General features: G+C 40.5%; 24 protein-coding genes. 5 read left to right on the top strand and 19 right to left on the bottom strand.

The window, feature by feature from the left end; translation table 11 throughout:
* The first annotated feature begins 77 nt into the window (after positions 1–77).
* Positions 78–2309, top strand: a complete 2232-nt coding sequence (locus SJ2017_RS17105) for a PAS domain-containing protein (RefSeq protein ID WP_080916585.1) — start codon at positions 78–80, stop codon at positions 2307–2309.
* A gap of 72 nt (positions 2310–2381) precedes the next feature.
* Here the strand turns inward: SJ2017_RS17105 and SJ2017_RS17110 are convergent, their stop codons facing one another.
* From SJ2017_RS17110 to tkt, 9 genes are all read right to left on the bottom strand, one after another.
* On the bottom strand, positions 2382–3773 hold the full coding sequence (locus tag SJ2017_RS17110; RefSeq protein WP_080916587.1) for a hypothetical protein: 1392 nt from the start codon (positions 3771–3773) through the stop codon (positions 2382–2384).
* A gap of 85 nt (positions 3774–3858) precedes the next feature.
* Positions 3859–4413, bottom strand: a complete 555-nt coding sequence (locus SJ2017_RS17115; RefSeq protein ID WP_080916590.1) for a hypothetical protein — start codon at positions 4411–4413, stop codon at positions 3859–3861.
* Positions 4403–5191, bottom strand: coding sequence for a hypothetical protein (locus SJ2017_RS17120; protein WP_156003334.1), 789 nt, complete (start codon positions 5189–5191; stop codon positions 4403–4405). The genes SJ2017_RS17115 and SJ2017_RS17120 overlap by 11 nt, the downstream gene beginning before the upstream one ends.
* 352 nt (positions 5192–5543) lie before the next feature.
* Positions 5544–6284 (bottom strand): DUF481 domain-containing protein, encoded by a 741-nt coding sequence (locus SJ2017_RS17125; protein WP_065109597.1) that lies wholly within the window; start codon positions 6282–6284, stop codon positions 5544–5546.
* Between the two features lie 127 nt (positions 6285–6411).
* Entirely contained in the window at positions 6412–7755 is a 1344-nt protein-coding gene (locus SJ2017_RS17130) for an MATE family efflux transporter (RefSeq protein ID WP_080916594.1), read from the bottom strand.
* 292 nt (positions 7756–8047) lie between these two features.
* Entirely contained in the window at positions 8048–9112 is a 1065-nt protein-coding gene (gene fba, locus SJ2017_RS17135) for a class II fructose-bisphosphate aldolase (RefSeq protein ID WP_055025163.1), read from the bottom strand.
* A gap of 261 nt (positions 9113–9373) precedes the next feature.
* Positions 9374–10549, bottom strand: coding sequence for a phosphoglycerate kinase (locus SJ2017_RS17140; protein WP_080916596.1), 1176 nt, complete (start codon positions 10547–10549; stop codon positions 9374–9376).
* Positions 10550–10636: 87 nt separating this feature from the next.
* Positions 10637–11659: an erythrose-4-phosphate dehydrogenase gene (epd, locus tag SJ2017_RS17145; RefSeq protein ID WP_080916597.1), complete on the bottom strand. Its 1023-nt coding sequence runs from the start codon at positions 11657–11659 to the stop codon at positions 10637–10639.
* Positions 11660–11790: 131 nt separating this feature from the next.
* Complete coding sequence (tkt, locus tag SJ2017_RS17150; RefSeq protein ID WP_055025160.1) at positions 11791–13785, bottom strand: transketolase; 1995 nt, start codon at positions 13783–13785, stop codon at positions 11791–11793.
* A 577-nt stretch (positions 13786–14362) separates the two neighbouring features.
* Between tkt and metK the strand changes: the two genes are divergently transcribed.
* A complete protein-coding gene (gene metK / locus SJ2017_RS17155; RefSeq protein ID WP_055025159.1) occupies positions 14363–15514 on the top strand; it encodes a methionine adenosyltransferase in 1152 nt (383 codons plus the stop codon).
* An 85-nt stretch (positions 15515–15599) separates the two neighbouring features.
* On the opposite strand, the gene SJ2017_RS17160 is transcribed toward metK, so the two are convergent.
* Complete coding sequence (locus tag SJ2017_RS17160) at positions 15600–16160, bottom strand: MAPEG family protein (protein ID WP_055025158.1); 561 nt, start codon at positions 16158–16160, stop codon at positions 15600–15602.
* 92 nt (positions 16161–16252) lie between these two features.
* The gene (locus SJ2017_RS17165) at positions 16253–16855 is read right to left on the bottom strand and encodes a flavin reductase family protein (RefSeq protein ID WP_055025157.1); all 603 of its coding nucleotides are present in this window, start codon (positions 16853–16855) and stop codon (positions 16253–16255) included.
* Between the two features lie 537 nt (positions 16856–17392).
* Here SJ2017_RS17165 and SJ2017_RS17170 point away from each other — a divergent pair.
* The gene (locus SJ2017_RS17170) at positions 17393–17953 is read left to right on the top strand and encodes a GNAT family N-acetyltransferase (RefSeq protein ID WP_080916599.1); all 561 of its coding nucleotides are present in this window, start codon (positions 17393–17395) and stop codon (positions 17951–17953) included.
* A gap of 55 nt (positions 17954–18008) precedes the next feature.
* On the opposite strand, the gene SJ2017_RS17175 is transcribed toward SJ2017_RS17170, so the two are convergent.
* The 3 genes from SJ2017_RS17175 to SJ2017_RS17185 form a co-directional block, all read right to left on the bottom strand.
* Positions 18009–18392, bottom strand: a complete 384-nt coding sequence (locus SJ2017_RS17175) for a hypothetical protein (RefSeq protein ID WP_244899718.1) — start codon at positions 18390–18392, stop codon at positions 18009–18011.
* A gap of 78 nt (positions 18393–18470) precedes the next feature.
* Positions 18471–19043, bottom strand: coding sequence for a GNAT family N-acetyltransferase (locus SJ2017_RS17180; protein ID WP_244899719.1), 573 nt, complete (start codon positions 19041–19043; stop codon positions 18471–18473).
* Entirely contained in the window at positions 19040–19276 is a 237-nt protein-coding gene (locus SJ2017_RS17185) for a hypothetical protein (protein ID WP_055025153.1), read from the bottom strand. Before SJ2017_RS17185 ends, SJ2017_RS17180 begins: the two co-directional genes overlap by 4 nt.
* Before the next feature lie 169 nt (positions 19277–19445).
* Between SJ2017_RS17185 and SJ2017_RS17190 the strand changes: the two genes are divergently transcribed.
* The gene (locus SJ2017_RS17190; protein WP_055025152.1) at positions 19446–19865 is read left to right on the top strand and encodes an META domain-containing protein; all 420 of its coding nucleotides are present in this window, start codon (positions 19446–19448) and stop codon (positions 19863–19865) included.
* Between the two features lie 107 nt (positions 19866–19972).
* Here the strand turns inward: SJ2017_RS17190 and SJ2017_RS17195 are convergent, their stop codons facing one another.
* Positions 19973–21313 (bottom strand): dicarboxylate/amino acid:cation symporter, encoded by a 1341-nt coding sequence (locus SJ2017_RS17195; RefSeq protein WP_055025151.1) that lies wholly within the window; start codon positions 21311–21313, stop codon positions 19973–19975.
* A 206-nt stretch (positions 21314–21519) separates the two neighbouring features.
* Positions 21520–21867: a hypothetical protein gene (locus tag SJ2017_RS21620; protein WP_174567610.1), complete on the bottom strand. Its 348-nt coding sequence runs from the start codon at positions 21865–21867 to the stop codon at positions 21520–21522.
* 104 nt (positions 21868–21971) lie between these two features.
* On the opposite strand from SJ2017_RS21620, the gene SJ2017_RS17205 reads away from it, so the two are divergent.
* On the top strand, positions 21972–22433 hold the full coding sequence (locus SJ2017_RS17205) for a GNAT family N-acetyltransferase (RefSeq protein WP_080916603.1): 462 nt from the start codon (positions 21972–21974) through the stop codon (positions 22431–22433).
* Positions 22434–22510: 77 nt separating this feature from the next.
* Here SJ2017_RS17205 and SJ2017_RS17210 read toward each other — a convergent pair whose 3' ends face one another.
* The 3 genes from SJ2017_RS17210 to SJ2017_RS17220 form a co-directional block, all read right to left on the bottom strand.
* Positions 22511–23878, bottom strand: coding sequence for an L-serine ammonia-lyase (locus SJ2017_RS17210; protein WP_080916605.1), 1368 nt, complete (start codon positions 23876–23878; stop codon positions 22511–22513).
* Positions 23879–23989: 111 nt separating this feature from the next.
* Complete coding sequence (locus tag SJ2017_RS17215; protein ID WP_055025148.1) at positions 23990–25282, bottom strand: serine/threonine transporter; 1293 nt, start codon at positions 25280–25282, stop codon at positions 23990–23992.
* Between the two features lie 325 nt (positions 25283–25607).
* Positions 25608–26390 carry a ribonuclease H family protein gene (locus SJ2017_RS17220; protein ID WP_080916606.1) on the bottom strand — a complete coding sequence of 261 codons (783 nt, stop codon included), beginning with the start codon at positions 26388–26390 and terminating at the stop codon, positions 25608–25610.
* Positions 26391–26424 lie beyond the last annotated feature (34 nt).

Raw genomic sequence — 26424 nt, forward strand, 5'->3', positions numbered from 1 at the left:
AAAGCTTTACTGAGGTCAACCTATTCACGCTTTCGTGATAACATCACCTTATCAAGATTGTGAACCTAAGTAAGCGAATGTTTAAAAGACAAACCAACAAAAATGTCTCAAAATTTCTGCTCATTTCTGCGCAAGATATTCAATGGAGTCGTCAACAAGTACTGGCATTATTAAGCCAAGTTTCTGTGATGCTCATTAGTATTGTCATTTTTACCACTCTGTTATTAAGTTTAGGTGAACGCAGACTACAAGAAGATTGGGCAGCTAAGCGCTACAGCGAACTGCAAACCGTTGGAACACTCGCCTCTGATAAAGTTAACTTCCTGCAGTTTCGCACCCAAGCATTTTCTAAAGCTGAATTGATGAATCAGTATTTGAGTAACCCTTCTGAGCTACAAAAAGAAAAGTTACTTAAAAACTGGGATGGCTTATTGACCCATATTCCAGAATTATTGGGGTTAAGCTTATTTGATCCACAAGGCAATCCAAGACTTAAAACCACTAATGCTTTTGATAATGTTGCCTTACCTACAGTGGTAGTTAGCCATGATAAAACCATGGGCGGCAACGACATTTATTCGTCACAAATTCAATTTGTGTCAATCAATGGCAAGCTAATTCCCTACGTTTACCAACTCGCTTGGATTGAAAACCCAGACCAAAGTATTCGAGGGTATTTGGTCACTTATAACTCCATCTCTGAAGTATTACAGACAATTAAACCAGCCTTTTTTAATCATCATTCACCGTTGTTATTATTTGGCTCACAAGGCATGTTATATGCGGGTGCATCACAAGAGCAGCCCCTCAAAAAAATTCCCACAACCTTAGGCAGTAGCATACAACAAACCTACCCAGAACTGTGGCAACAAATGGCCAATACCAATTTTGGCCAATATCATAACGAACTGGGTACTTTCGTATTCTTAAAAGTGGAATTAGCAGCAAATAATTCAGCGATTAGAGAATACTATTTAATGTCATATATTCGCCACGAAGACATTGCCGCTAGGTTTGAACAATGGCGTTATATATTAATCTTTTTCGGCGTCCTGATAGGCTCGCTTGCCACTGCGCTGTTATATACAAGACATCGATACCAGCTAGAGAAAAATGCCAATGTGAATAGCATTAATTTAGCCAGTAGTTTATTTAGAAACCAGCAAAGCTGCTTAATTGTTAATAGTAGCGGCCGAGTATTAAAAGCAAACCGTCAGGCAGCAAAAACGCTATCTGTTGAAATTGAAGCATTATTAGAAAGACGTTTACAACGAGTACTACAACTTGAAGATGATGTTTATCAATCCCTCACTGACGCCATGGAAAATGGTAAGCATTGGCAAGAAATCGTTAGCATTGATGAAGATAGTTGTACTATTACCGTGTCGGCTCAACCAGGTAAAACCCAATTAAAAAGCGAGCGCTACTGGGTTGTAACCTTTGAAAATATTACCGAACTAACCTCAGCTAAACAGCAAGGCTATTTTTATCAACTGCTATCAGAAAGTAATGTCGCGACAGCATTAACTGATACCAACGGTCAGTTGCTCAAGTTTAATCACAAGTTCAAAAAACTATTAGATATCGAAGCCGACAGTCAAGACAATGTGATGGAACTACTCGGAAAAGAGTTCTCTCAGCAATGGGCCGATATCAACAGCCGATTAAGTTTACAAGGTAAATGGAAGGGGCAAATATTTGCTGATGCTGATACTCGCTTTGCCAATAGTTTGAAAGCCAGTATTCAAGCTGAGCATAATCTTGATGGCGAGATTGAATATTTAGTGGTGACACTGCAAATACTCAAATTACAAAAATCATTACAACAACTTCCTAGCCAGCAAGCGCCGTTAAGTTCGATGGTGGTGCCATTATCTGAACTCGAAGTGCATTTTAGTACGTTAACAGAGCCCAATAGAGAGCAAACCTGTTTACTGATTATGGATATCAACCCTGAAGGGTTAATCAGCCACATTAGCGATATCGATCATCTTGAAAAGCGTCAAAAAGATATTGAAATGCAATTATTGATTGATTTACCAATAGGATTTCAAATCGCCCATTGGCGTTTAGGTTCGTTGGTCATACTGTTAACATCGAGTGACTCTGTTCAAGCCCATAAATATGCAATGAGCATCATGGACAGGTTAGAGCAAAATGAGCTCAATGAAGGCATAAACATTGGCATCGCAGGCTACCCTGAGCCTCAGTCGTTTGAACATTACTTGAGTAATGCTGAAGTCGCGTTAAAAAGAGCAAAGCAAACTGGTAATCAGAACATTTGCCAAGCGTTTACTCGAAAAGCATAAAACAAAAAAGCGGGATAAATGACAAGATTTATCCCGCTTTTTTATACTATTTATAAAGCCTGCTTTCTTCGCTTAATCACCCATTTCAAGTAAATCGCCGGGTAATTTGCTGCGAGTAATTTCAATAATATTAGAGCGGCTCATCACCACCTTATAACGCGCATATTCTAGCGGGCCTTTACCATCTTTAAGCACAGCGACTAGGTTGACTTGATAACGCCGCTCTACAGATTCATTACTCACCTTTCCGTCTTGTTCTTTATAAATTTTAGCTTTACCACGCTCTAAATGACGCGCAAATGGAACCAAGCTAAAGTTAACCTGTTCTTGTATTTGTGAGTAACCAGCCTCGAACTCTTTATTGGTCACCTTAGTCGCAATTCGATAATGCAATACTTCTGCATCCACCTTATTTTGACTATGCCGCTGCTTCATTATTTCTGCCACAGCTTTAGGAATATCTTGAGGATGAGTGAAATCTAGCCAGACAAGCTGTTTAGCAATGACCGTTTGTGTAGTGGTATCTTTTAGTACTCGGCTCCAGCGAGGTCGGCCTCTTTGTATAAATCGCCATAGTGCATTACGAACATCTTCTTTAAAAATTTCCCTAAAGCCATAAATAATGGCCAAGGTAACAATAAGGCTCATGGTTAAACCACTGAATACCCCCTGTGCCTTAATAATCAATGCCGATACCACAAGCATCACTAAAGTCGTTGCTAAACCTGTCACAAACTTTTTAAGCCCTATACCAAGAGGTTTTAATTCCTCTTTAAGGACGACCCCTTGCTGAATCAGGCGGCGAAGTAACAACATTTTATTAGAGATACGATTGGCATCTTGTTTAGTTCCAGCAGAGTTGTATTTACGCTCTTCTTCGCGATAATGATGCTCTGCTCGGCATAAGGCAATAATCTGCTCTTTTTCTTCTTTATAAGCCGCATTCCTTGGGCGATAAGCTAAGGTTTTCAGTAATTGCTGCTCGCAAAACCACGAAAGATAATTATCGGCATTAGCAAAGTAAGATTGCCATTTTTCTTCACTCGGTTCATTACGACGAAACTTTTTTAATAGCTGCGCAACCGACTGACCAAGTTCGGTTAAGGCGGGGTAAAACTCTTCTGCTTCGGTAAGTTGGCGAACTTCTTTGGCATCGGTTTCAATCGCAACGGCAAATTGATATGCGAACAAATTAAGATAAAAACGAAACTCTTCTTTGGTGCGTTTATTGATACTCACAAAGCGGTTTTGAACTAAAGGTAAATGTAGACCTTTCGAGTAATAAGAGCGCCTACCTAACATCGCACTGTGGTAGTACTCTTCTTCATCTAAGGTTTTTTCACCAACCCCCATTTCAGTGGGGAGGTAAAAGAATAAATCAAACGTGCGTTGATGCCCAACCTCCATTTGGTGGCTGAACTTAATTGATAATGCTTCTTCTTGTTTTACTTTGACTTTTGCCACTGAGGAGAACTCAACAACGAGGGAATTACCATACTATAGCGAATTTAAATAACAAAGCGAAAGCCCGACCTTATCAAATCAAACTTTATTCGTGTAATCGGCAGATCCATGAACTACTATTTGGAGTAAATTTAATAGAAATATAGTTTTTATTCATACTCATTTCTAACACTTTTACAGTGACATTAACCTGACTGCCTATCGACAAGTTAGCCTGAGGCTCGTCAAGCTCTTTTGCAAGATACGTTTTTAAATAAGAATTATCGTTTTCAAATTGTACGTCAGTGACCGCTAAATCTAATTGGTAACTTACGCTTCCCACTTCTAACTCTTTCAGTTCGCCCGTTAACGAAATAAACTCTCTATCGGACGGTTTATCAGCATTGTAATAATCTAAGCGGATCTGTCCATCTTCAACTGTGAGTGATAAGAATAATTCGCCTTCATCAATCTCTTTTGGCTCGGCACTTGTCGTTTCAAAACGATAGACATCACTTTGACAATCAAATGACCACACCTCTCTGGTGTCGGCAAAACGTTCTAATGTCAAAATAACAAGGCAAAATATGCTCATTGAAATAAACAAAAAAACGATACGTCCAAATGTTGTCGATAAAAATTTAGTGAGTTTATTCACCACAGATTCGCACCTTTTTAAGCCACGCGGTGGAGACAAATAAAAGTTCAGGATTATCACGCAACACTTTTATGTTATGGAATCGCACACCTTTATCGACTTGTTTTTTCAGCAAGATACTCACCGAATTATCACCCTTGGCTAATGTGGCAGATATTGAATCCCACAAAATCGTGTCACACTGTTTTAACGCTGAGATACTTGTATCCGCGACCTCAGAAAAATCACGTTCACTTTTGTCGTCACCATAGAGTTTAAAAACGACACTAGCACCACTTTGCGATTCAAAAGTACGGCTCACATCCGGAATGACAAACTCAGGAGCGCTGAGATTTGAATAAACAAAATTACACGCCAACAACGTCATTAGAATAATCAGTATGTAATGGGCATTTGAAATCGCTTTATTGGGAGTATCGAGTAAACTGCTGTGATGACCGACGACTCTGTTGTATAAAATCACCCCTTGATCAGCAATCAGCTCAATTAAGCCTCGATGCGAATCGCCAAAATAATCTTTAAAGTTTTCAACCAACTGCTCCATCTCATCGACGGATAACTTTTGATGGCACCCTTGTTCTTCTTCAAGAAATGCTAAGGTTTCAATAGGCACGACTTGACCACGATGTTTAGCTAAAATGCTTAACACCCAATACTCACTATGGTTGAGTTGCCATTTAGTAGCAGTAGATTGGTTGATAAGCACCTTACGCTCATCATCAAACCAACAACAACCGATTTGCATGCCTTTTTCGTCTCTTCTGTCAATATGGGAAATCATTATACGCTAGGCAAAAGGGTATAATTGTGATCAAAATAACTGATAAAGTCTCGGCATCTAAATTCGTGAGCTATACCCCGAAATTTCAATATTTAGGCTTAATAAAACACACCAAAAAGTTACACCTGTTACGTAAATGTTTATTTTTATTTGGGTAATCGATTAAACAAACATCACTATTTACGCCCTAGCGAACCTATGACATAAAAACAAGTTCATTTTTAAGCTGAATTAACATGAGAAAATGTAACATTGGTAACAGTCATAAAGTTGAGATACCCATGCTTAAAATGATTACTTTAGACACAAAAAAGCCGAGCATAGCTCGGCTTTAAACCCAATTGACTAACAATTAAAATGCGTAGAGAAGTGTCATGTTGGTTTCAGTATCAGTGCTCTTAAAGTCTTCTAACGGCTCGCTGTTATAACGAACAATTACAGCAAACTTCATTGCTAAAGCGCCAATAATATTTGCTGTCAAAGCAGACTCTGAACGCCCTTCTAAAGAATCACCATAATCTGCAACAAACAGCTGAGTGAACTTAGAGCTTTCAGTAATTTCATATGAAAAGTTTAACGCACCGTGAGCAACAACACTGTCCTCAGTGTCATAACCTAAGGCCAAAGACTGCTCGTCATCTAATTTTTTATAAATATAACCAGGACCGATTTCAGCACTTAAAAATGTACGGCCATTATCAATAAATTTATGACCATAACCTGCTGAACCAACCGCTTTATAATCAAAACCAGTAAAAGGATCGACTTCATAGTTTGCTGTAACATACATGTAGTTCTTTTCGTCGAACTTGTAGTCACCTTGAATACCAGCGTAGTAACGCTTTGCAGTATTCTCACCAGAATCTTCTTTGTATAAGCCTTCTAGTAAGTATGCGTTTTCCCAGTTACCTAGTTCTTGTTTAAGGCCTAGACGGGCTTTAAAAGAAGAAGTATCCGTGTTACCTGTGGTCAGTGTTGCACCCAATTCTGCTTCACCAGCAAAGGTCTTATCGCCTTCAACAAAGTCCGCACCCGCTTGAGCAGCAAATGGCATGGCAAGCGTAACAGCTGCAGTCAGTAGCAGTTTTTTCATGTCATCAAATCCTTTATTTACAATAAAATCAAAATCACCCCAGAAATTGAACCGCATACTAACACTTTGGTAGCAAAATTGAAAAAACAACTGCATTTTTACAGCTTAAACCCACTAAAAAGTATATTTAGGCAAGAATTAGACTCTTTGTCCGCCAACGCCCACTTCGCCAACGCCATAACATTGTTAAACCTCGAGTCCATTCATCAATCGCTAACGCACACCAAACCCCTACTAACCCCATATCCCAATGAATACCGAATAGATAAGCTAACGGCACAGCAATACACCACATAGAAATCATGCCAGCAAAAAATGGGAACCGAGCGTCACCACTTGCACGTAGCGCATTAATCACAACAAGATTAAATGTTCTACCGGGTTCCATCAGTAAAGTTAATAAGAATAACTGGCCTACCATCAACAAGATATCTTCATCTTGAGTAAAAAAGGCCACTAACTTTTCGCCAAATATCGCCGCTAAAGCTGCTACAATCGTCGTTAAAATTAAGCCAATTTTTAATGCACGATACATCTGTGTTTCTGCTGATTTAAATTGTTTGGCACCAATCATGTGACCAATCATAATTTCGTTACCAATCCCTATGGATAAACCGAACAATAATATGAACATACAGATTTGAAAATATAAGGATTGGGCAGCAAGCGCTTTATCACCCATTAAGCCAACGAATGCAGTCACAACCATAAACTGCAACATCCAAGAAACGTTCTCGCCAGCAGCCGGTAAACCGATATGGAAAACCTTAGCAAGTAAGTGCTTTTTCGGTTTAATGATTTCAGACAACTTAATTGGAATATGGGTGTACTTAACAAACAAGTATGCCATTAATGTCATCCCGATTAAGCGCCCAACAACCGTACTAATGGCAACACCTGCCACCCCCATTTGCGGGATTCCGAACCAACCATAAAGTAACAACAAATTACCTGCGAATGTGATGACATTCATGAGTAAAGTCACCCACATCGCTTGTTGGGTAAATCCATGGGCACGCATCCCTGCAGCTAAACACATTGCCATTGCTTCAGGAATTAAACAGATACCAACAATTTGAAGGTATAGCTTTGCATCAGGAATTAGCTCTACGGGTAAATTCATTAGGTGCAAAATCAAACCTGCCCCAAAAAACACACCCAAAGCCGCAGCCACGCCAACCATGAGGTTAAAACCAATAGAAGAGTAAACCACGTCACTCGCAGTGGCTCTATTCTTGGCGCCCAAATATTGCGTTATCACCACACTCGCGCCGATACTGACGAAACTAAATAGCGTAATTGAAAGCTCAAATACCATGTTACCGACCGATAGTGCAGCAACACCCTGGTAAGATACTCGGCTAATCATTAGTGTATTTAATGCGGCTGTTAAAAAGTGCAGCGCAAAATCAAAAAAGAGTGGCCAAGTCAGTGAGAAAAGCGATAAGGGAGCAGTGTTTTTTACGTGCATTGCACTACTTCAATAATGGTTAAAGGTGACATATTCCATTACAAGCATAACGGCCAAGAATGACATTAATGGGTCAAGTAGCGCCGCCAAGTTCATCTGAACTCAAATTTAAGGGCGGGGATAATGCGGCATAAAACGCTTATGCACAAGTCATTTTATTGAAAATAATCCAATAAAAAAGCCAGCAAATTCTGCTGGCTTTATCGAAGCTTTAACAATCAATTAGTTATGATGACTATAACGTATAGCTTTTTGGCCATCATCATAGAATTGACCTAGGACAAATCAAGCTTTAGTTGATTTGTGGGTCTAATTCACCTGATTGGTACGCTTTATACATAGCTTGAAGTGACTTAGGCTTAATTTTAGAACCCATGCCAGCACAACCAAATGCTTCATAACGTGTCGTACAAATGTCAGCCATTGCTTCCATTGACGCTTTTAAGAATTTACGAGGGTCAAACTCTGAAGGGTTTTCAGCAAGGAACTTACGAACAGCACCTGTTGACGCTAAGCGTAAATCGGTATCGATGTTAACTTTACGTACACCATGCTTAATACCTTCAACGATTTCTTCTAATGGTACACCGTAAGTTTCAGGGATTGCGCCGCCGTATTGGTTAATCACTTCTAACCACTCTTGTGGTACAGAAGATGAACCGTGCATCACTAAGTGGGTGTTAGGAATACGTGCGTGGATCTCTTTGATGCGATCGATACGTAAAACGTCACCGGTAGGTTTGCGGCTAAACTTGTAAGCACCATGGCTGGTACCGATTGCAATTGCTAATGCATCAACATGGGTATCAGCAACAAAACGTGCCGCTTCTTCCGGAGTCGTTAGCATTTGATCCATGCTTAAAGTACCTACGGCACCAATACCATCTTCTTCGCCTGCTTGGCCAGTTTCTAAACTGCCTAAACAACCGATTTCACCTTCAACTGATACACCACAAGCATGAGCGAAAGCAACAGTACGACGAGTCACATCAACGTTATACTCGTATGACGCAGGTGTTTTACCGTCAGCCATTAATGAGCCGTCCATCATAACTGATGACATACCTAATTGAATTGAACGTTGACAAATATCAGGGTCAGTACCGTGATCTTGATGAATACAAACTGGAATATCTGGGTACTGCTCTAGTGCCGCTGCCATCAGGTACTTAAGAAACTGTGGACGAGCATATTTACGTGCTCCCGCAGATGCCTGAACAATTACAGGGCTGTCAGTAGCTTCAGCAGCTTGCATAATTGCACGCATTTGCTCAAGGTTATTGACGTTGAATGCAGGTACACCATAATCGTGTTCTGCAGCATGATCTAACATTTGACGTAGAGATATTAAGGCCATTTTTTACTCCAAAAATAGGGTGATTTCTCACCTAGGTCGCTATCGCTTTGGATTGATTTTTATACCCTATGCACATAATTCTTAGCCTTGATAACAAAGTAGCTCAGCTAAAATTTATAAACATGGGCGGTTTTTTTCTAATAATTATATTTTTCTTATTGCAATTCTTACTCACTTCAGCGCGTCTTCACAGCGTTAACTCTTTGGTTTTAAGCTGTGAGACGTTCGCTAAAGGGTCTAACTTAATCGTTAATTTGACGATTATGCGCCACGCTTTTCAAGCATCGCGACAGCAGGTAACTCTTTTCCTTCAAGGAACTCAAGGAAAGCACCGCCACCTGTCGAAATATAAGAAACGTTATCTGCGATATCGTATTTATCTACAGCAGCTAATGTATCTCCGCCACCGGCGATTGAAAATGCACTTGAATCAGCAATCGCTTGAGCGATACGTTTGGTGCCAGCACCAAATTGATCAAATTCAAATACGCCTACTGGACCATTCCAAACAACAGTCCCTGCAGCTTCAATGATTTTTGCTAATGCTTCTGCACTGTCAGGACCAATATCAAAAATCATATCGGTATCAGCAACGTCACTAACAGGCTTTAATGTCGCTTCCGCGGTTGGGCTAAACTCCCCAGCAACAACAACATCAGTTGGAACAGGGATATCTCCACCACGGCTTTGGGCGTTAGCGACTAAACGTTTAGCCTCATCAACTAAATCTGCTTCAAACAAAGATTTACCCACTTGATGGCCAGCTGCAGCGATAAAGGTATTCGCAATACCACCACCAACAACTAGTTGGTCAACTTTAGTAGATAAGCTTTCTAGTACGGTTAATTTAGTTGAAACCTTTGAACCACCGACAATCGCTACCATTGGGCGAGCAGGATTATCTAAAGCTTTACCCAGAGCAGATAATTCACCTGCTAATAAAGGCCCAGCACAAGCAACTGCAGCATGCATACCTACACCGTGTGTAGAAGCTTGAGCACGGTGCGCAGTACCAAATGCATCCATCACGTATACATCACATAAAGCAGCCAGTTTTTTAGCTAATACTTCATCGTTTTTCTTCTCGCCAACGTTAAAGCGAACGTTTTCAAATACAACCACTTCGCCTACATTAGCGTTAACACCATCTAGGTAATCAGAAGCTAAAGTGACTGGACAATCTAGCGCATCGTTTAAGTAATTCACCACTGGCTGCATTGAAAACTCAGCATTAAACTCACCTTCAGTTGGGTGGCCTAGGTGAGACATCACCATCACTGCAGCCCCTTTTTCAAGGGCAAGTTTAATTGTCGGTAGAGCTGCACGCAGTCTTGCATCACTGGTGACGACGCCGTCACTGACGGGAACGTTTAGATCTTCACGAATAAGCACACGCTTATTGGTTAAATCTAACTCACTCATATTGATAATAGCCATTGAGACCTTCCTTTTAATTTAAAAACAAAACTGCTTTTGCTATAGAGCGCTTTACCCAATGAAGGTAAAGCGCTCTATAGACGTAAATTAGTGACCAGAATCTTTAGCGTGAATCATCGCTAAACTGGTGTCGAGCATTCGATTTGCGAAGCCCCATTCATTATCGCACCAGAGTAAGAGCTTAACGAGATGCCCGTCGCTTACTCTGGTTTGTGTGCCATCAACAATACTGGAACGAGGGTCATGGTTAAAATCACATGACACCAATGGTGCATCAGTATAGCCCAACACAGCATTAAATAGGCCGCTCGCAGCATGCTCTAATACATTATTTATTTTTTCAATATCAACCCGTTCATTAACTGTTACCGATAAATCTATGGCGGTAACATTAATCGTTGGCACACGCACTGATATCGCTTCAAACTTATCTTTCATGTGCGGCAGAATGCGCTCAATGCCCCGTGCAAGCTTAGTATCGACAGGAATAATTGACTGACCAGCTGCACGTGTTCTGCGTAAATCATCATGGTAGGCATCAATCACTTGTTGATCATTCATCGAAGAATGTATCGTCGTGATTGCGCCACTTTTAACCCCAAAATGATTATCTAGTACATCAATGACAGGCACAATACAGTTAGTGGTACACGATGCATTCGATACCACGGTATGATCAGCTTTAAGTAAACTGTCATTGACGCCATACACTATGGTGGCATCCACATCAGCTGAAGAAGGATGGCTTATCAGAACTTGTTTCGCGCCAGCCTGAATATGCGCTTCACAAGCATCTCGCTCTATTAGGCTGCCACTACATTCATAGACAATATCGATATCAAGCTCAGCCCAAGGAAGCTTAGTCGCATCAGCTTGATGTAATAGTTGAATAACATCATCACCAATAACTAACTGATCATCCTTCAGCTTAACTGTATTTTGGAATCGACCATGAGTTGTATCATATTGAGTGAGATGGCTAATTGCTGCAGGCTTGGCAAGTTCATTGATTGCCACAATCTGGATTTGCTGACGTTTACCCGACTCGTAAAGTGCACGAAGGATAGATCGACCTATACGGCCATAACCATTAATAGCGACTCGGATCATTGAGGGTTAAGCTTCCTCTTAACAGTACTCAGTAAAAAGCAGATAAAAAAACGGCCTGCAAGTGATTGCAGGCCGCCATTATACAGACTTCATGGGTAAAAGTTTACCCTTTTAATTGCGTCCGTTTTGGATTAACCCAGTGAATTTACTGTTTTAACCACATTTTCAACGGTAAAGCCGAAGTACTTAAGTAGCTCGCCACCTGGTGCAGACTCACCAAATGTGCTCATACCAACGACACCGCCGCTAAAGCCAACATACTTATGCCAGAAATCAACATGCGCCGCTTCAATCGCCACACGTTTTGTTACTGAGGCAGGTAATACAGACTCTTTATAAGCTGCATCTTGCTTATCAAATACATTCGTAGAAGGCATAGATACAACACGAACCTTTTGACCTTGCTCAGTTAACGCTGCAGCAGAATCAAGAGCTAATTGCACTTCACTACCTGTTGCAATCAAAATAACATCAGGTGTACCTGCACAATCAGACAGTACGTAACCACCTTTAGCCACATTTGCTAATTGCTCAGCATTACGAGACTGGGCTTTTAAGCCTTGGCGGCTGAAAATTAATGACGTTGGCGCTTTGCTGTTTTCAATCGCGGCTTTCCAAGCAACGGCTGTTTCAGCAGCATCACAAGGACGCCATACTGTCATGTTTGGTGTCATACGTAAGTTAGCTAATTGCTCTACTGGTTGGTGAGTTGGACCATCTTCACCTTGACCGATTGAGTCGTGGGTATAAACAAAGATATTTTGAATACCCATTAGCGCCGACATACGTACAGCATTACGCGCATATTCCATGAACATCATGAAAGTCGCACCGTAGTTAATGAAACCACCATGAAGCGAGATACCATTCATGATACCGCTCATACCAAATTCACGAACACCGTGGAAGATATAGTTACCCGCTGGGTCGTCTTGAATACCTTTAGAGCCAGACCATAATGTTAAGTTAGAACCTGCAAGGTCAGCACTACCGCCTAATAACTCTGGTAACATTTCACCGAAGAAGCCAATCGCATTTTGAGAAGCTTTACGACTTGCAATGCCTTCTGCTTTATCTTGGCACTCTTGAATAAATGCATTCGCTTTTGCTTCAAATTCTGCAGGCAATTCACCGGTTAATACACGACGTGTAAATTCAGCTGCTTCTGCTGGGAATGCTGCTTGATAAGCTGCAAATTTCTTATCCCATGCAGATTCGTTGTTTGCACCAGCATCTTTAGCATCCCAACCTTGATAAACGGTTTCAGGGATTTCAAATGCCGCGTGTTCCCAACCAAGGAACTCACGAGCTGCTGCAATTTCAGCATCACCTAATGGTGCACCATGACAATCATGGCTGCCTGATTTGTTTGGAGAACCAAAACCAATAGTGGTTTTACAACAAATCATCGTAGGCTTATCTGTCACTGATTTTGCTTCTTCAATTGCAGCGCGGATAGCATCGCTATCGTGACCATCAACATTTGCAATAACATGCCAGCCGTATGATTCAAAACGCTTAGGCGTATCATCAGTGAACCAGCCTTCAACATGACCATCGATAGAAATACCGTTGTCATCCCAAAATGCCACTAATTTGCCTAGGCCTAATGTACCCGCTAAAGAACAAGCTTCATGCGAAATACCTTCCATTAAACAGCCATCACCTAAGAAACAGTAAGTGAAGTGATCTACGATATCGTGACCAGGCTTATTAAATTGTGCTGCTAAGGTTTTCTCAGCAATAGCCATACCCACAGCATTACTGATACCAGCACCTAAAGGACCGGTTGTGGTTTCAACACCTGGGGTGTAACCGTATTCAGGATGGCCCGGTGTTTTAGAATGTAATTGGCGGAAGTTTTTGATTTCTTCAATTGGCAGCGCGTAGCCTGACAGGTGAAGTAAAGAGTAAATCAGCATTGAGCCATGACCGTTTGATAAAATGAAACGATCGCGATCAACCCACTCTGGGTTAGTTGGATTATGCTTTAGGAAGTCATTCCATAGCACTTCGGCAATATCTGCCATCCCCATTGGTGCACCTGGGTGTCCAGAATTGGCTTTTTGAACGGCATCCATAGTTAATGCGCGGATAGCGTTTGCGAGTTCTTTACGAGATGACATGCTCTCTCCTGCTTGTTTGTGAGGTCTAGCGGGCAATTGTGGGGGCATATTTTCCCCTACTAGGCGATGTGACGCAAATTTTTATTAGCGGTATTAGCCACTTTTTTTCATCTAACAATCTATTGCAAACTAAACGCGTAGATTAATTAGCCAACTTTATACCATGTTACCGATAACATTTATATAACTTTTTCCCACTAAGCTATTACATTTTCTATTTTAAATTGCCCTAAGACATTTTTTGTCACATTAAAAGTACCGTGAATATTTGTTGCCACCGGCGAATAAAAAAACCAACAAAGTGATAAACATCAACTAAAGTTATTGTTTTATTTTTAACCTTAGCATCCCTACCCAATACAGTATAAAGGCAAGAATTAGCATAAAATTCATAAGATTAATTTAATAAATTTATAAAACAGAGCAATTACAGTTTTTATAAATCTTTGAATGGTTGCACAATTTTTAACTTATATTGATTCTAAGGGGTGTTATCAAACCTAATTTGAATTATTATAGACGTCTAGATGTAGATGCTTCTACACGTTCAAATTCCAAAAGACGAGATTTACCAACTATGGCAAACCACTTGTTCACCTCTGAGTCAGTCTCAGAAGGTCATCCAGATAAAATCGCCGATCAGATTTCTGATGCGGTACTAGACGCAATTTTAGAGCAAGATCCAAAAGCGCGTGTTGCATGTGAAACTTACGTTAAAACTGGCATGGTATTAGTCGGTGGTGAAGTTACGACTTCAGCTTGGGTTGATATCGAAGAAATCACACGTAAAACAGTACGTGAAATTGGCTACACCCATTCAGATATGGGTTTTGATGCTGACTCTTGTGCGATTTTAAATGCGATTGGTAAACAGTCTCCAGATATTAACCAAGGTGTTGATCGTAGCGATCCTGCTGAGCAAGGCGCGGGTGACCAAGGATTAATGTTTGGTTATGCAAGCAATGAAACTGATGTATTAATGCCTGCACCTATTACTTACGCACACAAGCTGGTTAAACGTCAGTCTGAAGTCCGTAAAGACGGTACATTACCTTGGCTACGTCCTGATGCCAAAAGTCAGGTTACTTTTGCCTATGAAAATGGTCAAATCAAAGGTATTGACGCCATCGTCCTGTCGACTCAACATCGTGAAGATGTGACGCAAGAAGACTTAATCGAAGGCGTGATGGAAACCATCATTAAGCCTGTTTTACCATCACAATGGTTAAACAAAGACACTAAGTACTTCATTAACCCAACTGGCCGTTTTGTTATTGGTGGTCCAGTAGGTGATTGTGGTCTAACCGGTCGTAAAATTATCGTAGATACCTACGGCGGTATGGCACGTCACGGTGGCGGTGCTTTCTCAGGTAAAGACCCATCAAAAGTGGATCGTAGTGCTGCTTATGCTGCACGTTACGTTGCTAAAAACATCGTTGCAGCAGGTCTTGCTGATCGCTGTGAAATCCAAGTGTCTTACGCTATTGGTGTTGCAGAGCCAACGTCAATCAGTATTGAAACATTTGGTACAGGTAAAGTTTCTGAAGACGTACTTATCAAGCTAGTTCGCCAGCACTTTGAATTACGTCCATATGGCTTAACCGCTATGTTAGATTTGGCTCGTCCAATTTACCAAGGTACAGCTGCATACGGTCACTTCGGTCGTAATGAGTTCCCTTGGGAAGCGACTGATAAAGCTGAAATCTTACGTGCAGATGCAGGCTTATAAGTTTTCAACATAGCCTAGCACATAAAGTAGAATCAAAAAAACCGTCTTATGACGGTTTTTTTATGGGTAAAATTCACTAAAACGGCTAAGAGAACGTACGATAAAAAAGATAAATAATAATAGCGCCTACAGAGAGCACTGAAGGATAAAATGTCAAACTAAACCCTAACGCTCTTGTGGCGGAGCCTTTTTCATAACCACTGATAAATATAATTCTGCCGATAAAAAAGACTATCGATAATAGCGCAATCAGTGACATGAACTCAGCAGGCATAATAAAGGTCCATAAAAAATACACGCTCAAAACAATACAAAATTGCTCTAAGGTATTTTGTAAAACATTTTGCAAATGCCTGGTTTTTTCCGACTCCTCAAAAGCCGAGCGAATATGAGTTTGTGTGGTATTGAATCGTCTAAGTAGCACACGCCCTGCAGCAAATATAAATGCCAATGCAGGCAAGATTAAGCCATAAGCATATATTGTTAGCCTTTCGACCAAAGATTGTGGCTCTGTGTATTCAAGCGGATTGGCTAAAGCACCATAGGCAACAACTAAAAAAGAGACGATTACCCCTATCACGACGCTCAAAGAGACATCGCTTTGTTTTGATGATAGTTTATTTTTAAATTGTTCTAAAAGTGGCATTATCTCTCCCTGTACTTAATGCTCATCAGTAGATTTTCTTACCCTAAGGGTGTGAATTAAATAGTCCTTTTATTTAACTCGTTTACATCGCTTTATTCGCGCATCAATTGTACTTTATCCCTCGTTAAACAATAGTCACTGCCAGCCATTCTGCCAATGGCATCAAGTTGATCTGCATCTATTTTAAAATTATCTATCGCGTCATCGTTAACATGAACAGCAACGACGTCCCCTAATATCAAATGCCCTGCTAATGGCTGATTACCTAAATCGACAATTTGATTGAGTCGACATTCAAAACTGACCACAGCTTGCTTAACGCGACTTGGTTTCACAATCGTTGAGTCTAAGGTTTCTATTCCAGCATATTCAAACTCATTTTGTTCTGGCGGTAATGAATGGCACGTTTGATTCATTACCGATAAATCTTGATAACTGACAGTGTTGATCACAAATTCTTGCTGCTCACGTATATTAACTAGCGTGTCTTTTTCTGCGCCTTTATCGGTACTCATTGGGTTAAAGCACAACACTGGAGGATTAGCACTTGCCACTGTAAAAAATGAAAATGGTGCTAAATTAGGTACTCCTTTTGCCGATACCGTAGACACCCAAGCGATTGGTCTTGGGGTGATACCACCAATCAATAATTTATACATTTGCTGAGCGGTTAACGTATGCGGCAAAAATTCCATCGAAATCTCAAACTTGCTTTCAACGTTTAGTTAACATACCTATTCAAACAAAACCGATACAAATAATAGTATGAAAATCATAAACTAAATAAGATAGTTATTAAGCTATCACCGTATAATTATTCAAACAAGCCCTAACCAGCAAACAACTTGTTAACATTCACAAATAAGCACTTTAAAGACTCAAAGTGGATAGAATTTCTACAATGACACTTTCAATATGTGAAAATAAGGAAGCAGCTAAGAAACAAATAATATAACAACCGTTAAACTGGCAATGAAACGAGCATAGAAACCAGCATAGAAACCAGCATAGAAACCAGCATAGAAACGTCCTAAAAATGAGCAATAATTTACCAATTGGAAATAAGGTGATAAGTCGAACCCATTGAAGCAATAGGCTATGATCTGAATGCTCAATATGATGTTAAGCCATACCGACTTTGGCTAACAGGCTCAGGCTGCGATGCTTAGGTTGCGAGGCTTAGGTTGCTAGGCTTAGGCAAAGAGACTCAATGATAAAACTCAGGAAAATGAATGCACTCCTATTATATGTTCAAAGCAAGTAAATCTGACTTTTCTAGCCTGTCATCAGTGCCTTTGCCAGTCAGAGCGTCGGACAATATTCAGGGCGAGTACTACCAAACGACTTTGAGCGAGCAGCAACAATTATGGTCCGTAATCAAACTTTTCTATCGCCAACACTTGCCCTACTCCAAGCCAACGTTTAAAGACACTGTCATCCTCTGCTGCCAAGAAAAAGCTGATGATAAGCCAATAGCTAACCACACGAACCAGCTTCAAATCGATAATATATTAGCTGCTGTGAGGATAAAAAAAATTGGCGAGGTTCAATTAGTCACAGGGTTAGTCGTTAAAAAAAGTGCTAGAGGCCAAGGAATCGCTCATCAATTGATGTCTGTTATTCAATCAAATTTGCTTGAATCTGAGTGTTATGTTTTTGCAATAGCTGCGCTCACCGATTTCTATCAGCAGCACGGTTTTATTAAGCCCCATGAGGTAGACAATAATATAAATCAGTTATTTAAAAAGCATAACAATCAAAATAGACCTTTGGCATTACTTAAGTCGAGTTAAGTTAAGTTGAGTTAAGTTGAGTTAGAAACAGTAAAAAAATTTAGAGTAATACGTATCAGCAGTGATCAAAGTGCGCCGTTTCGACGCACATAAACGCCACTTGTTGCATATTCAACACTGGTACAGTCAGCTCTCTTGCAGAGCTTAGATCTATGTCTTGCAGCGCATCGATTAATTGAATAGTTTCCTGATAGCCATTAGCTCGGCCACAACCAATATTGCCGAAGTCAGTTTCAACAAGATAGTGGCCATGTTGGCTTACAGCTTGCTCAGTATCTAACTGCGCTGAACTTACACACTCAACCACACGATATGTTTTATTTTGTGATGCTAATACTGCCACCACAATTTTGGCATTATCATAGGCGGACAAACGTAAATGCAGATACGGCTGAAATAACTGTTCAAATTGATTTAGCGAGTTTTCAACACTCATCATTTACCTCTTGTTATGCCATACATTAAATTCTTCAGTTAACCACTTCATTAATAACCTTGTCCATACCCGCTGTCACTATTAATTTTTCATTAGCAGCAAATAGTAATCACGCTGCTGAAAACTAAAGTAATCCACTACTTCCATGGCAGATTTACCAGTATGAGCGGCGAAAGAAGCTTGATTTTCTTCTGCGATAAAAGTCACCATATAAGGGTATTTTTTGGCCACATTACAACTAAGCTTTTCAACTAACTTCGCAAATATCCCTAGGCCACGAAAATCAGGATGAATCCAAATGGGGCCATATTGACAACTATTTTTCGCCGTTATCTTACTAAACCCCGCTTCTATATCAGATAGTTTTCGCATAACAAGTGCGTATATACCCCATGATTTAAACCATGACCAAGGCCCAGCAATCACATAACCAATAATACTTGCCTGACTTTGTGCTGCACTCGTTTGTTTTTCACTGATCTCAGCTAACATAATCCAACCGAGGCGAATTAACTCGCTAATATCGGTCTTTGAAAAACACTGCCCTGACATACTTTCTGCGGGTGATGACAGCTCATCATTCATGTAGCTCTTTTCAAGTCGAGCCAGTTCCGCTGAGTCTTCTTGTGTTGCTAATCGGTATTGGATTTTCATTCAGTTTTATTATCACTTTCTTGTTTTACTTGGGACTGCGGCTGCTTTTGTGCCCAATCGAAAACTAATGCAACAGGATAAGGCGCCATAATTAAAAGCCCAATACCAATCAGACTCGCCACTAATAACATGCCATTTATTTCGTTGGCCATGTCTGTCAATAAATAGAAATATGCGCCACAGCCAACCATAAATAATCCGACCAGATGCATGACTTTAAATATTTTACTCATTAAATAGCTCTTATTAACTGAATGACATATCAAGATGTCTATTTTTACGACAACCTTAACTAATGCACTGACTTTAAAGAATGAATAACAATTAAATCTACTTCATCATGAAAATTTAGCTGAAACACAGTATATACTATGATGATTATCGATCTCATTGGAAACCATCATGATAAAACCCGCTATTACCGCTTGTTTGGTTATTTTCGGTCTTAGTGCTTGTCAAAGCAACAGCCACCAGGCTGAAGAAATTAACTTGTTAGGTAGCTGGTATATTGAATCTGCTCTTTCTGAAGCTGTAATTAATCATAGTCCAGCACAAATTACGTTTGCAGAAGACGGTAAATTATCGGGTAATAATAGTTGTAATCAGTTCTTTGGAGAGTATCAGCAAGACGACACACAACTTACCCTTTCCCCTGCTGGTACAAGTATGATGGCCTGTGTTGAAGTATTAATGAAACAAGAAGCTAGAGTCATGAAAGCCATGCCAATGGTCACAAATGTGGCTTTATCAAAATCGGGAAAATTACTGCTAAAATCAGAACAAGGTGCTAATTTATTAGTATTGAGCCAGCAGCAAGACTAGTTGCTATCCGCTAATGCACCATAACTTGGCTAATTAAGCTGAGTCCATACAAAAAGAGTGAAGCCATGGCTTCACTCTTTTTTATTTCAATAAACTCAAATAATGACTTAAGAATTGCTTTTCACATTTTCAGCAACTTTTTGCTGAATATCGACTTCGTTATGCTGAGCAATAAGAGCTGATTGCTCCATATCCGCATTGTAATGCTCAACGTCTAGCTCATCTTCTGAGCGAGCAATCACCGTCGTAGCAACTAAATCGCCTGATACATTCACTACTGTACGAGCCATATCTAAAATACGGTCAATACCCGCAATAATAGCAACGCCTTCTAACGGTAAGCCCACAGTGGTCAGTACTAAAGTTAACATCACTAGACCTGCACCTGGAACACCTGCTGTGCCAATCGATGCAAGGGTAGCAGTTAGCACAATAGTAATGTAATCCACCCAAGTTAAATCAATACCAAAAGCCTGTGCCACAAATAACGCCGTGACCCCTTGGTAAAGCGCGGTGCCATCCATGTTAATGGTCGTTCCTAGTGGTAATACAAAGCTAGAAATCTTCTTATTAACCCCTAAGTTTTCACTGGCACATTTCATACTTGCTGGTAGGGTGCCGGCTGAGCTTGACGTTGTAAATGCAACCGCCATTGCATTGCCAATTCCTTTAAAGAACTGCATCGGATTTAGCTTACCAAACACAGTCAGTACTACACTGTAAAAACCAAGAATATGTAACGCACAGCCGATATAAACCGCCACAATGACTTTTATCAAAGGCAATAACATATCTAAGCCATACTCACCTGCGACCCAAGCCATTAAACCAAATACACCGTAAGGCGCTAACTTCATCACCATATCAGTGAGTTTGTACATTGCTTCAGCTAGACTTTCAAAAACACGAATAGCGGGTTTACCGTGCTCACCTATAAGCACTAACGAAATACCGAGTGCCACAGCAAACACAATCACTTGCAAAATTTGACCGCTGGCTAATGCCGCCACTGGGTTGGTAGGTACGATATTAATTAACGTATCCATCAATGTCGGCGCTTCTTTTACTTCGCTGACAATTTTTGCACCTTCAAGTCCAAGACCTGCGCCAGGTTGCATGACGTAGCCGACAAGTAAACCAATGCTTATCGCAATTGACGTAGTGCCTAGGTAAAAGCCAAATGATTTAAAGCCAATACGGCCCATTTTTGCCGTGTCTTGCATTGATGTAACACCTACAATCAATGAGCAAAACACCAAAGGAACGATAAGCATTTTAATGGTATTAACAAACAAGGTACCAATAGGTTTTAGGTAACTAGCATCATCCCCTAAGGTGATCCCTGCAATAATACCTAGAACCATACCGATGAGGATTTGTAACCATAAAGGAACTGACATCCAACGAGACCAAACTCGACTTGGAAATGACGGTGCATGTTTTGACATGGAGTAAACCTTGCTTGTTTGCGATTGATGTAACTGACTAGTAGTCACGATGTATGAATATCTAGATGATGTCGTTATCAACGTTAAACAATGACACCATCAATAAACTCGGCCGACAAAATTCGGCGCCGCATACTAGCATACCTATTTAGGTTTAATAGATGATCTAGGTCAGTTTACACTGAGCTTCTATTCAAAATTCACTATTAGGCTTCAAATATAAATGTCGTTTCTTTATTGCCGATTTTGACAGGATATAAAGCTGCAGGGGGACATTCCCGTTCGATTAAATAACTCCAATAGTCATCATCAAAACCTGCAAGCCAGTTTGACTCCTCGCCTCTCGACTTTAAAATCAGCCACCACCACACCATTGCCCATAAGCCTAAAGTGGCTAAGGTTAGCAGGAAGTGTAACGGATGGTTAATATTGGGCTGTGCAGCCCCATTGACTGTAGTAGGATAAACACTATGACAAGGATTATTGACTCGATTAATTCGACTGGGATGTTTGATATATCGGTAAACTCTGAATTGATATTTTGACTTTATCATCACAACCTCTTGCACTGTCACATTGAATAATAAGCATAGCAGCTTAGACTTTAGTCGAATAAAAAATCAGCAACATTTTTACGATTCCCGATATAGGAAGGACAATGATAATAAGAAAAGGCCAAGCATCAGATTTAGCAGCATTAGTTGATTTTAACCAAGCGATGGCATTGGAAACCGAAAACCTCACATTAGATAATGAACGTCTTACAAAAGGCGTGAGCACGATGCTTAATAGCCCAGAAAAAGGCTTTTATCTTGTCGCTGAAGTTGATGGTCAAATAGCGGGATCATTAATGGTCACCCTTGAATGGAGTGATTGGCGCGCAACTAACTACTGCTGGATCCAAAGTGTGTATATTCGCCCGCAAAATCGCCGCCAAGGAATTTATGCCAAGCTTTATCAAGCTGTAAAATCACTTGCAGAGGAAATAGGCGGCGCTGCGAGTTTTAGATTGTATGTTGAGCACGACAACCACATTGCCCAAAAAACCTATCAATCACTAGGTATGGAGCAAAGCCATTATCTGATGTATGAAGAGATTGCAGAAGGTGCTGCAGAGTAGAGTTCTCAACACGCTGTTGTCAATGTGTACAGAATACAAAAAAGGCTTTCGTAAGAAAGCCTTTTAATCAAACCCGATTAAGCACACAAATTGGTGACTTTTATTGCAAGACCACCTTGGCTGGTTTCACGATATTTCACATGCATGTCTTTACCCGTTTCATACATAGTCGCAATCACTTTATCTAAGCTCACTCTTGGTTCAGAATTACGACGTAATGCCATACGTGACGAATTAATCGCTTTAACCGATGCGATTGCATTTCGTTCAATACAAGGGACTTGAACTTGGCCCGCTACGGGATCGCAAGTTAAGCCTAAGTTATGTTCCATACCAATTTCAGCAGCCATACAAACTTGCGCAGGTGAACCGCCCATTAACTCAGCTAAACCCGCAGCCGCCATAGAACAAGCGACCCCCACTTCACCCTGACAGCCAACTTCCGCCCCAGATATCGAAGCATTCCGTTTGTATAGCGATCCCACAGCAGCTGCGGCTAAAAAGTAACGGCTACATTCTTTTTCACCGACCTTCTGTATGAATTTGTCATAGTAGGCCAACACCGCAGGAATAATCCCTGCTGCACCATTGGTTGGCGAGGTCACAACACGACCACCAGCAGCATTTTCTTCACTAACAGCCAACGCAAATAAATTGACCCAATCAATGATTTCCATAGGATCGGTACTGGTTCGCTCACAGCGAAGTAATTCACGGTGCAAGGCTGGCGCACGACGTGACACTTTTAATGGGCCAGATAACACGCCTTCTGTATGACAACCTTTTACAATCGCATCTTGCATGGTTTTCCATACAAGATTAAACCCACTATACATAGCTTCTTCCGAACGGAAGCACAGCTCGTTTTGCTTCATTAATCCGCTGATGCTTAAACCTGAATCTTTGCAGTGTGCCACTAGCTCATCAGCATAATTAAAGTGATAAGGCACCTTAACGCCACTGGAATGACTTTGAGTAAACTCACTTTCCTCAACGATGAAACCACCGCCGATAGAGTAATAAGTATTGGAATAAACACACTCATCGCCAATCCAAGCATGTAAGGTCATGCCATTTTCGTGCAATGGTAAGGTTGAGCGATGGAAAACCAAGGCATCACGAGGAAAATCAACATGGTGAATCGCATCACCTATAATGATTTCTTGAGTTTTCTCAACTTGGGCAATAAAAGGCTCAATACTATCAATATCAACCGTTTCAGGTTCATTACCCGCCAATCCCATGATGATCGCAATATCAGTATGATGACCCTTACCCGTTAATGATAATGATCCGTACACATCAACCGTGAATTTAGTAATTTGAGTTAGCTTGCCTTGCTCAATCAAGTCATCAATAAAACAATTTGCCGCTTTCATCGGCCCAACGGTATGTGAACTCGACGGACCAATACCAATCTTAAAGATTTCAAATGCACTAAACATATAATTTGCCTCAACGTTTACTGACCCTATCAGTAAACTAAAAACCGTAAGAAAGAGGAACCGTTATTGTTCCTCTAACCATGCTACACAACAGCCTTAATTATCAGAGTGTTAGCTCATTAGGCCGAATAAAATGGCTGTCATTGCCAATAAACCAGCAATCACAACAAACACATTACTGATGCGGCCACGGTAAGCTTTTAATGCAGGAACTTTATAAACGGCATACATTGGCATTAGGTATAAAATCGCCGCAATAATAGGGCCGCCCAACGCTTCAATCATGCCAAGAATGCTTGGGTTAATAACCGCAACAATCCAAATACTGAAAAACATAAAGCCAAGAATAAATTTGTTGAGTTTGGCGTCTGATACTTCTTTATTGCTACTACGAAGTTGCTTAGTGATCATGCCTTTTAAGCCTTCAGTTGCCCCTAAGTAATGACCAAAGAATGAAGAAATAATCGCAATGAACGCAATAATAGGGCCAAAGTAACTGACAAATCCGCTTGAGTGAACGTTAGCAAGGTAAGACAGAATCGCTAAGTTTTGATCTTTTGCTTCAGCTAATTGAGCAGGGCTTAAAGACAATACGCACGAGAATACAAATAACATCACGAACCCAACCAGCATCATGGAGGTGTTACGTAAAATCACATCCGCTTTTTTCGAGGCGTTATTGCCATGCTCACGTTTCAATGAAACAGAGAACTGTGAAATAGCAGGAGAATGGTTAAATGCAAACACTAATACAGGAATCGTTAGCCAAACAGTCCCTAAGAACTCACCGGTAGAAGGCACAACTTGCAGTGCGTCCATCTTCCAATCTGGCATCAAGTAAAATGACATGAAAGCTAAAATAGCAACTAACGGGTAAACCAAAAACTGAGTCACTTTCAGCATGAATTTTTCACCCGCAACCATCACAGACATCATGCCAATAATTAACACTGCAGATAAAAGAATACGTGGCGGTGAAGCAAAGCCAAGTTGATTAACAATAAAACTATCAACAGTGTTGGTAATGCCAACACCATAAATAAGCACAATAGGGAAAATAGCAAAGAAATAAAGCACTGTGATCGCTTTACCTGCACTCACACCGAAATGTTCTTCAACCACTTGGGTGATATCACTACCTGGATTTTTAGAAGAACATACAAAACGAGATAAACCACGATGAGCAAGGTACGTCATTGGGCCAATGATAATCGCCATTAACACTAAAGGCCAAAATCCACCCATACCTGCATTGATAGGCAAAAATAAAATGCCTGCGCCAACCGCGGTACCAAACAAGCTAAGCATCCAAGTCGTATCTTGGCGTGTCCAGCCTTTTACTGAAGTTTGCTCATCGTGAGCTGAAACTGCAACGTCCTGCGCATTGATTGAATCTCTTTGCATAATAATGACCCTATTAGGTATCTAATTTCACAGCGGAGAATATAGAATTCTAAATTGTGAAATATGATCTAGGTCATTTTTTACCCCGACTCACAAAAATTTTAACGCTATTTGAGAGCAAAGTACGCAACTGGTACGATCAGTCATTCTAACTGGTAACACTTTAAGATAAATTGCTCAACAAAACACCTAATACAATAACACCTAATAAACCAGCAGCTCACACACAAGCAGGGCTTAGGCTATACAATCAATAACCCATATAACGATTGCCATGCTTAACATAATGCCTCAACTATCATCTCTCAAAGAAAGGAAATGACGACTACCCTGTCCTAAGAGCCAGAATCTCAGTTAAATTGATAGGTTCATCATATTGGCTAAATTCAGTATTTTTTTGATCGATAGCGTAAATGGACATGCGATCAGCCAGTTCATTACCTTCAATACCGATATGAGCAGCCACATGAGCAATATCAATCTGTCCTTTAATTGCATCATATAATTCGTGTGCTTGTTGTATCACTTCAAGGTTAGCAATATCACCAGCAACTTTTCGCTTCCAACCTTTGTCTTTCCAACCATAGGCCCAGTTGGTAATACAATTAATGGAATATTGCGAGTCACTCAATATTTTAACGGTTTGCTTATCGCTTAAGGTTTTTTCAGCCACCAATAACGCTTGATACAAGGCATTTAGCTCTGCACTATTGTTAGTGCCATTAGGATTAAATAACCCATACCAAAGCTCACTCACTTCACCTTGACGATAAACGGCCATTCCTGAACCCGCCTTACCAGGGTTTGGCTCACAACCACCATCAGTAAAAACCATGACATCATGGCTGAAAAGATCAATATTCGTCGTCTTAATTGACTCTACTTTACTGGTACTTTGGCTGATACTTTTACCGCTCGCTTTTTTGCTAGCTGGCTTTCCAATACTACTTGAGGCTGCCCCTGCAAATGCCGCTTTAGCTTGCGCCTCAGTGGGAAACGACTTGTATTTGGCTTGAGGAAACTTATCCACCAACTTCTTGGTGTAATCCCAACTGGTAAAAATACCTGTCTCTCGACCTGACCAGACAACATAAAACTTCTTTGCCATGATGACTCTCTGTAAAATAGCGTAAGATACTTAA

Source organism: Shewanella japonica, from assembly GCF_002075795.1.
Taxonomy (GTDB): domain Bacteria; phylum Pseudomonadota; class Gammaproteobacteria; order Enterobacterales; family Shewanellaceae; genus Shewanella; species Shewanella japonica.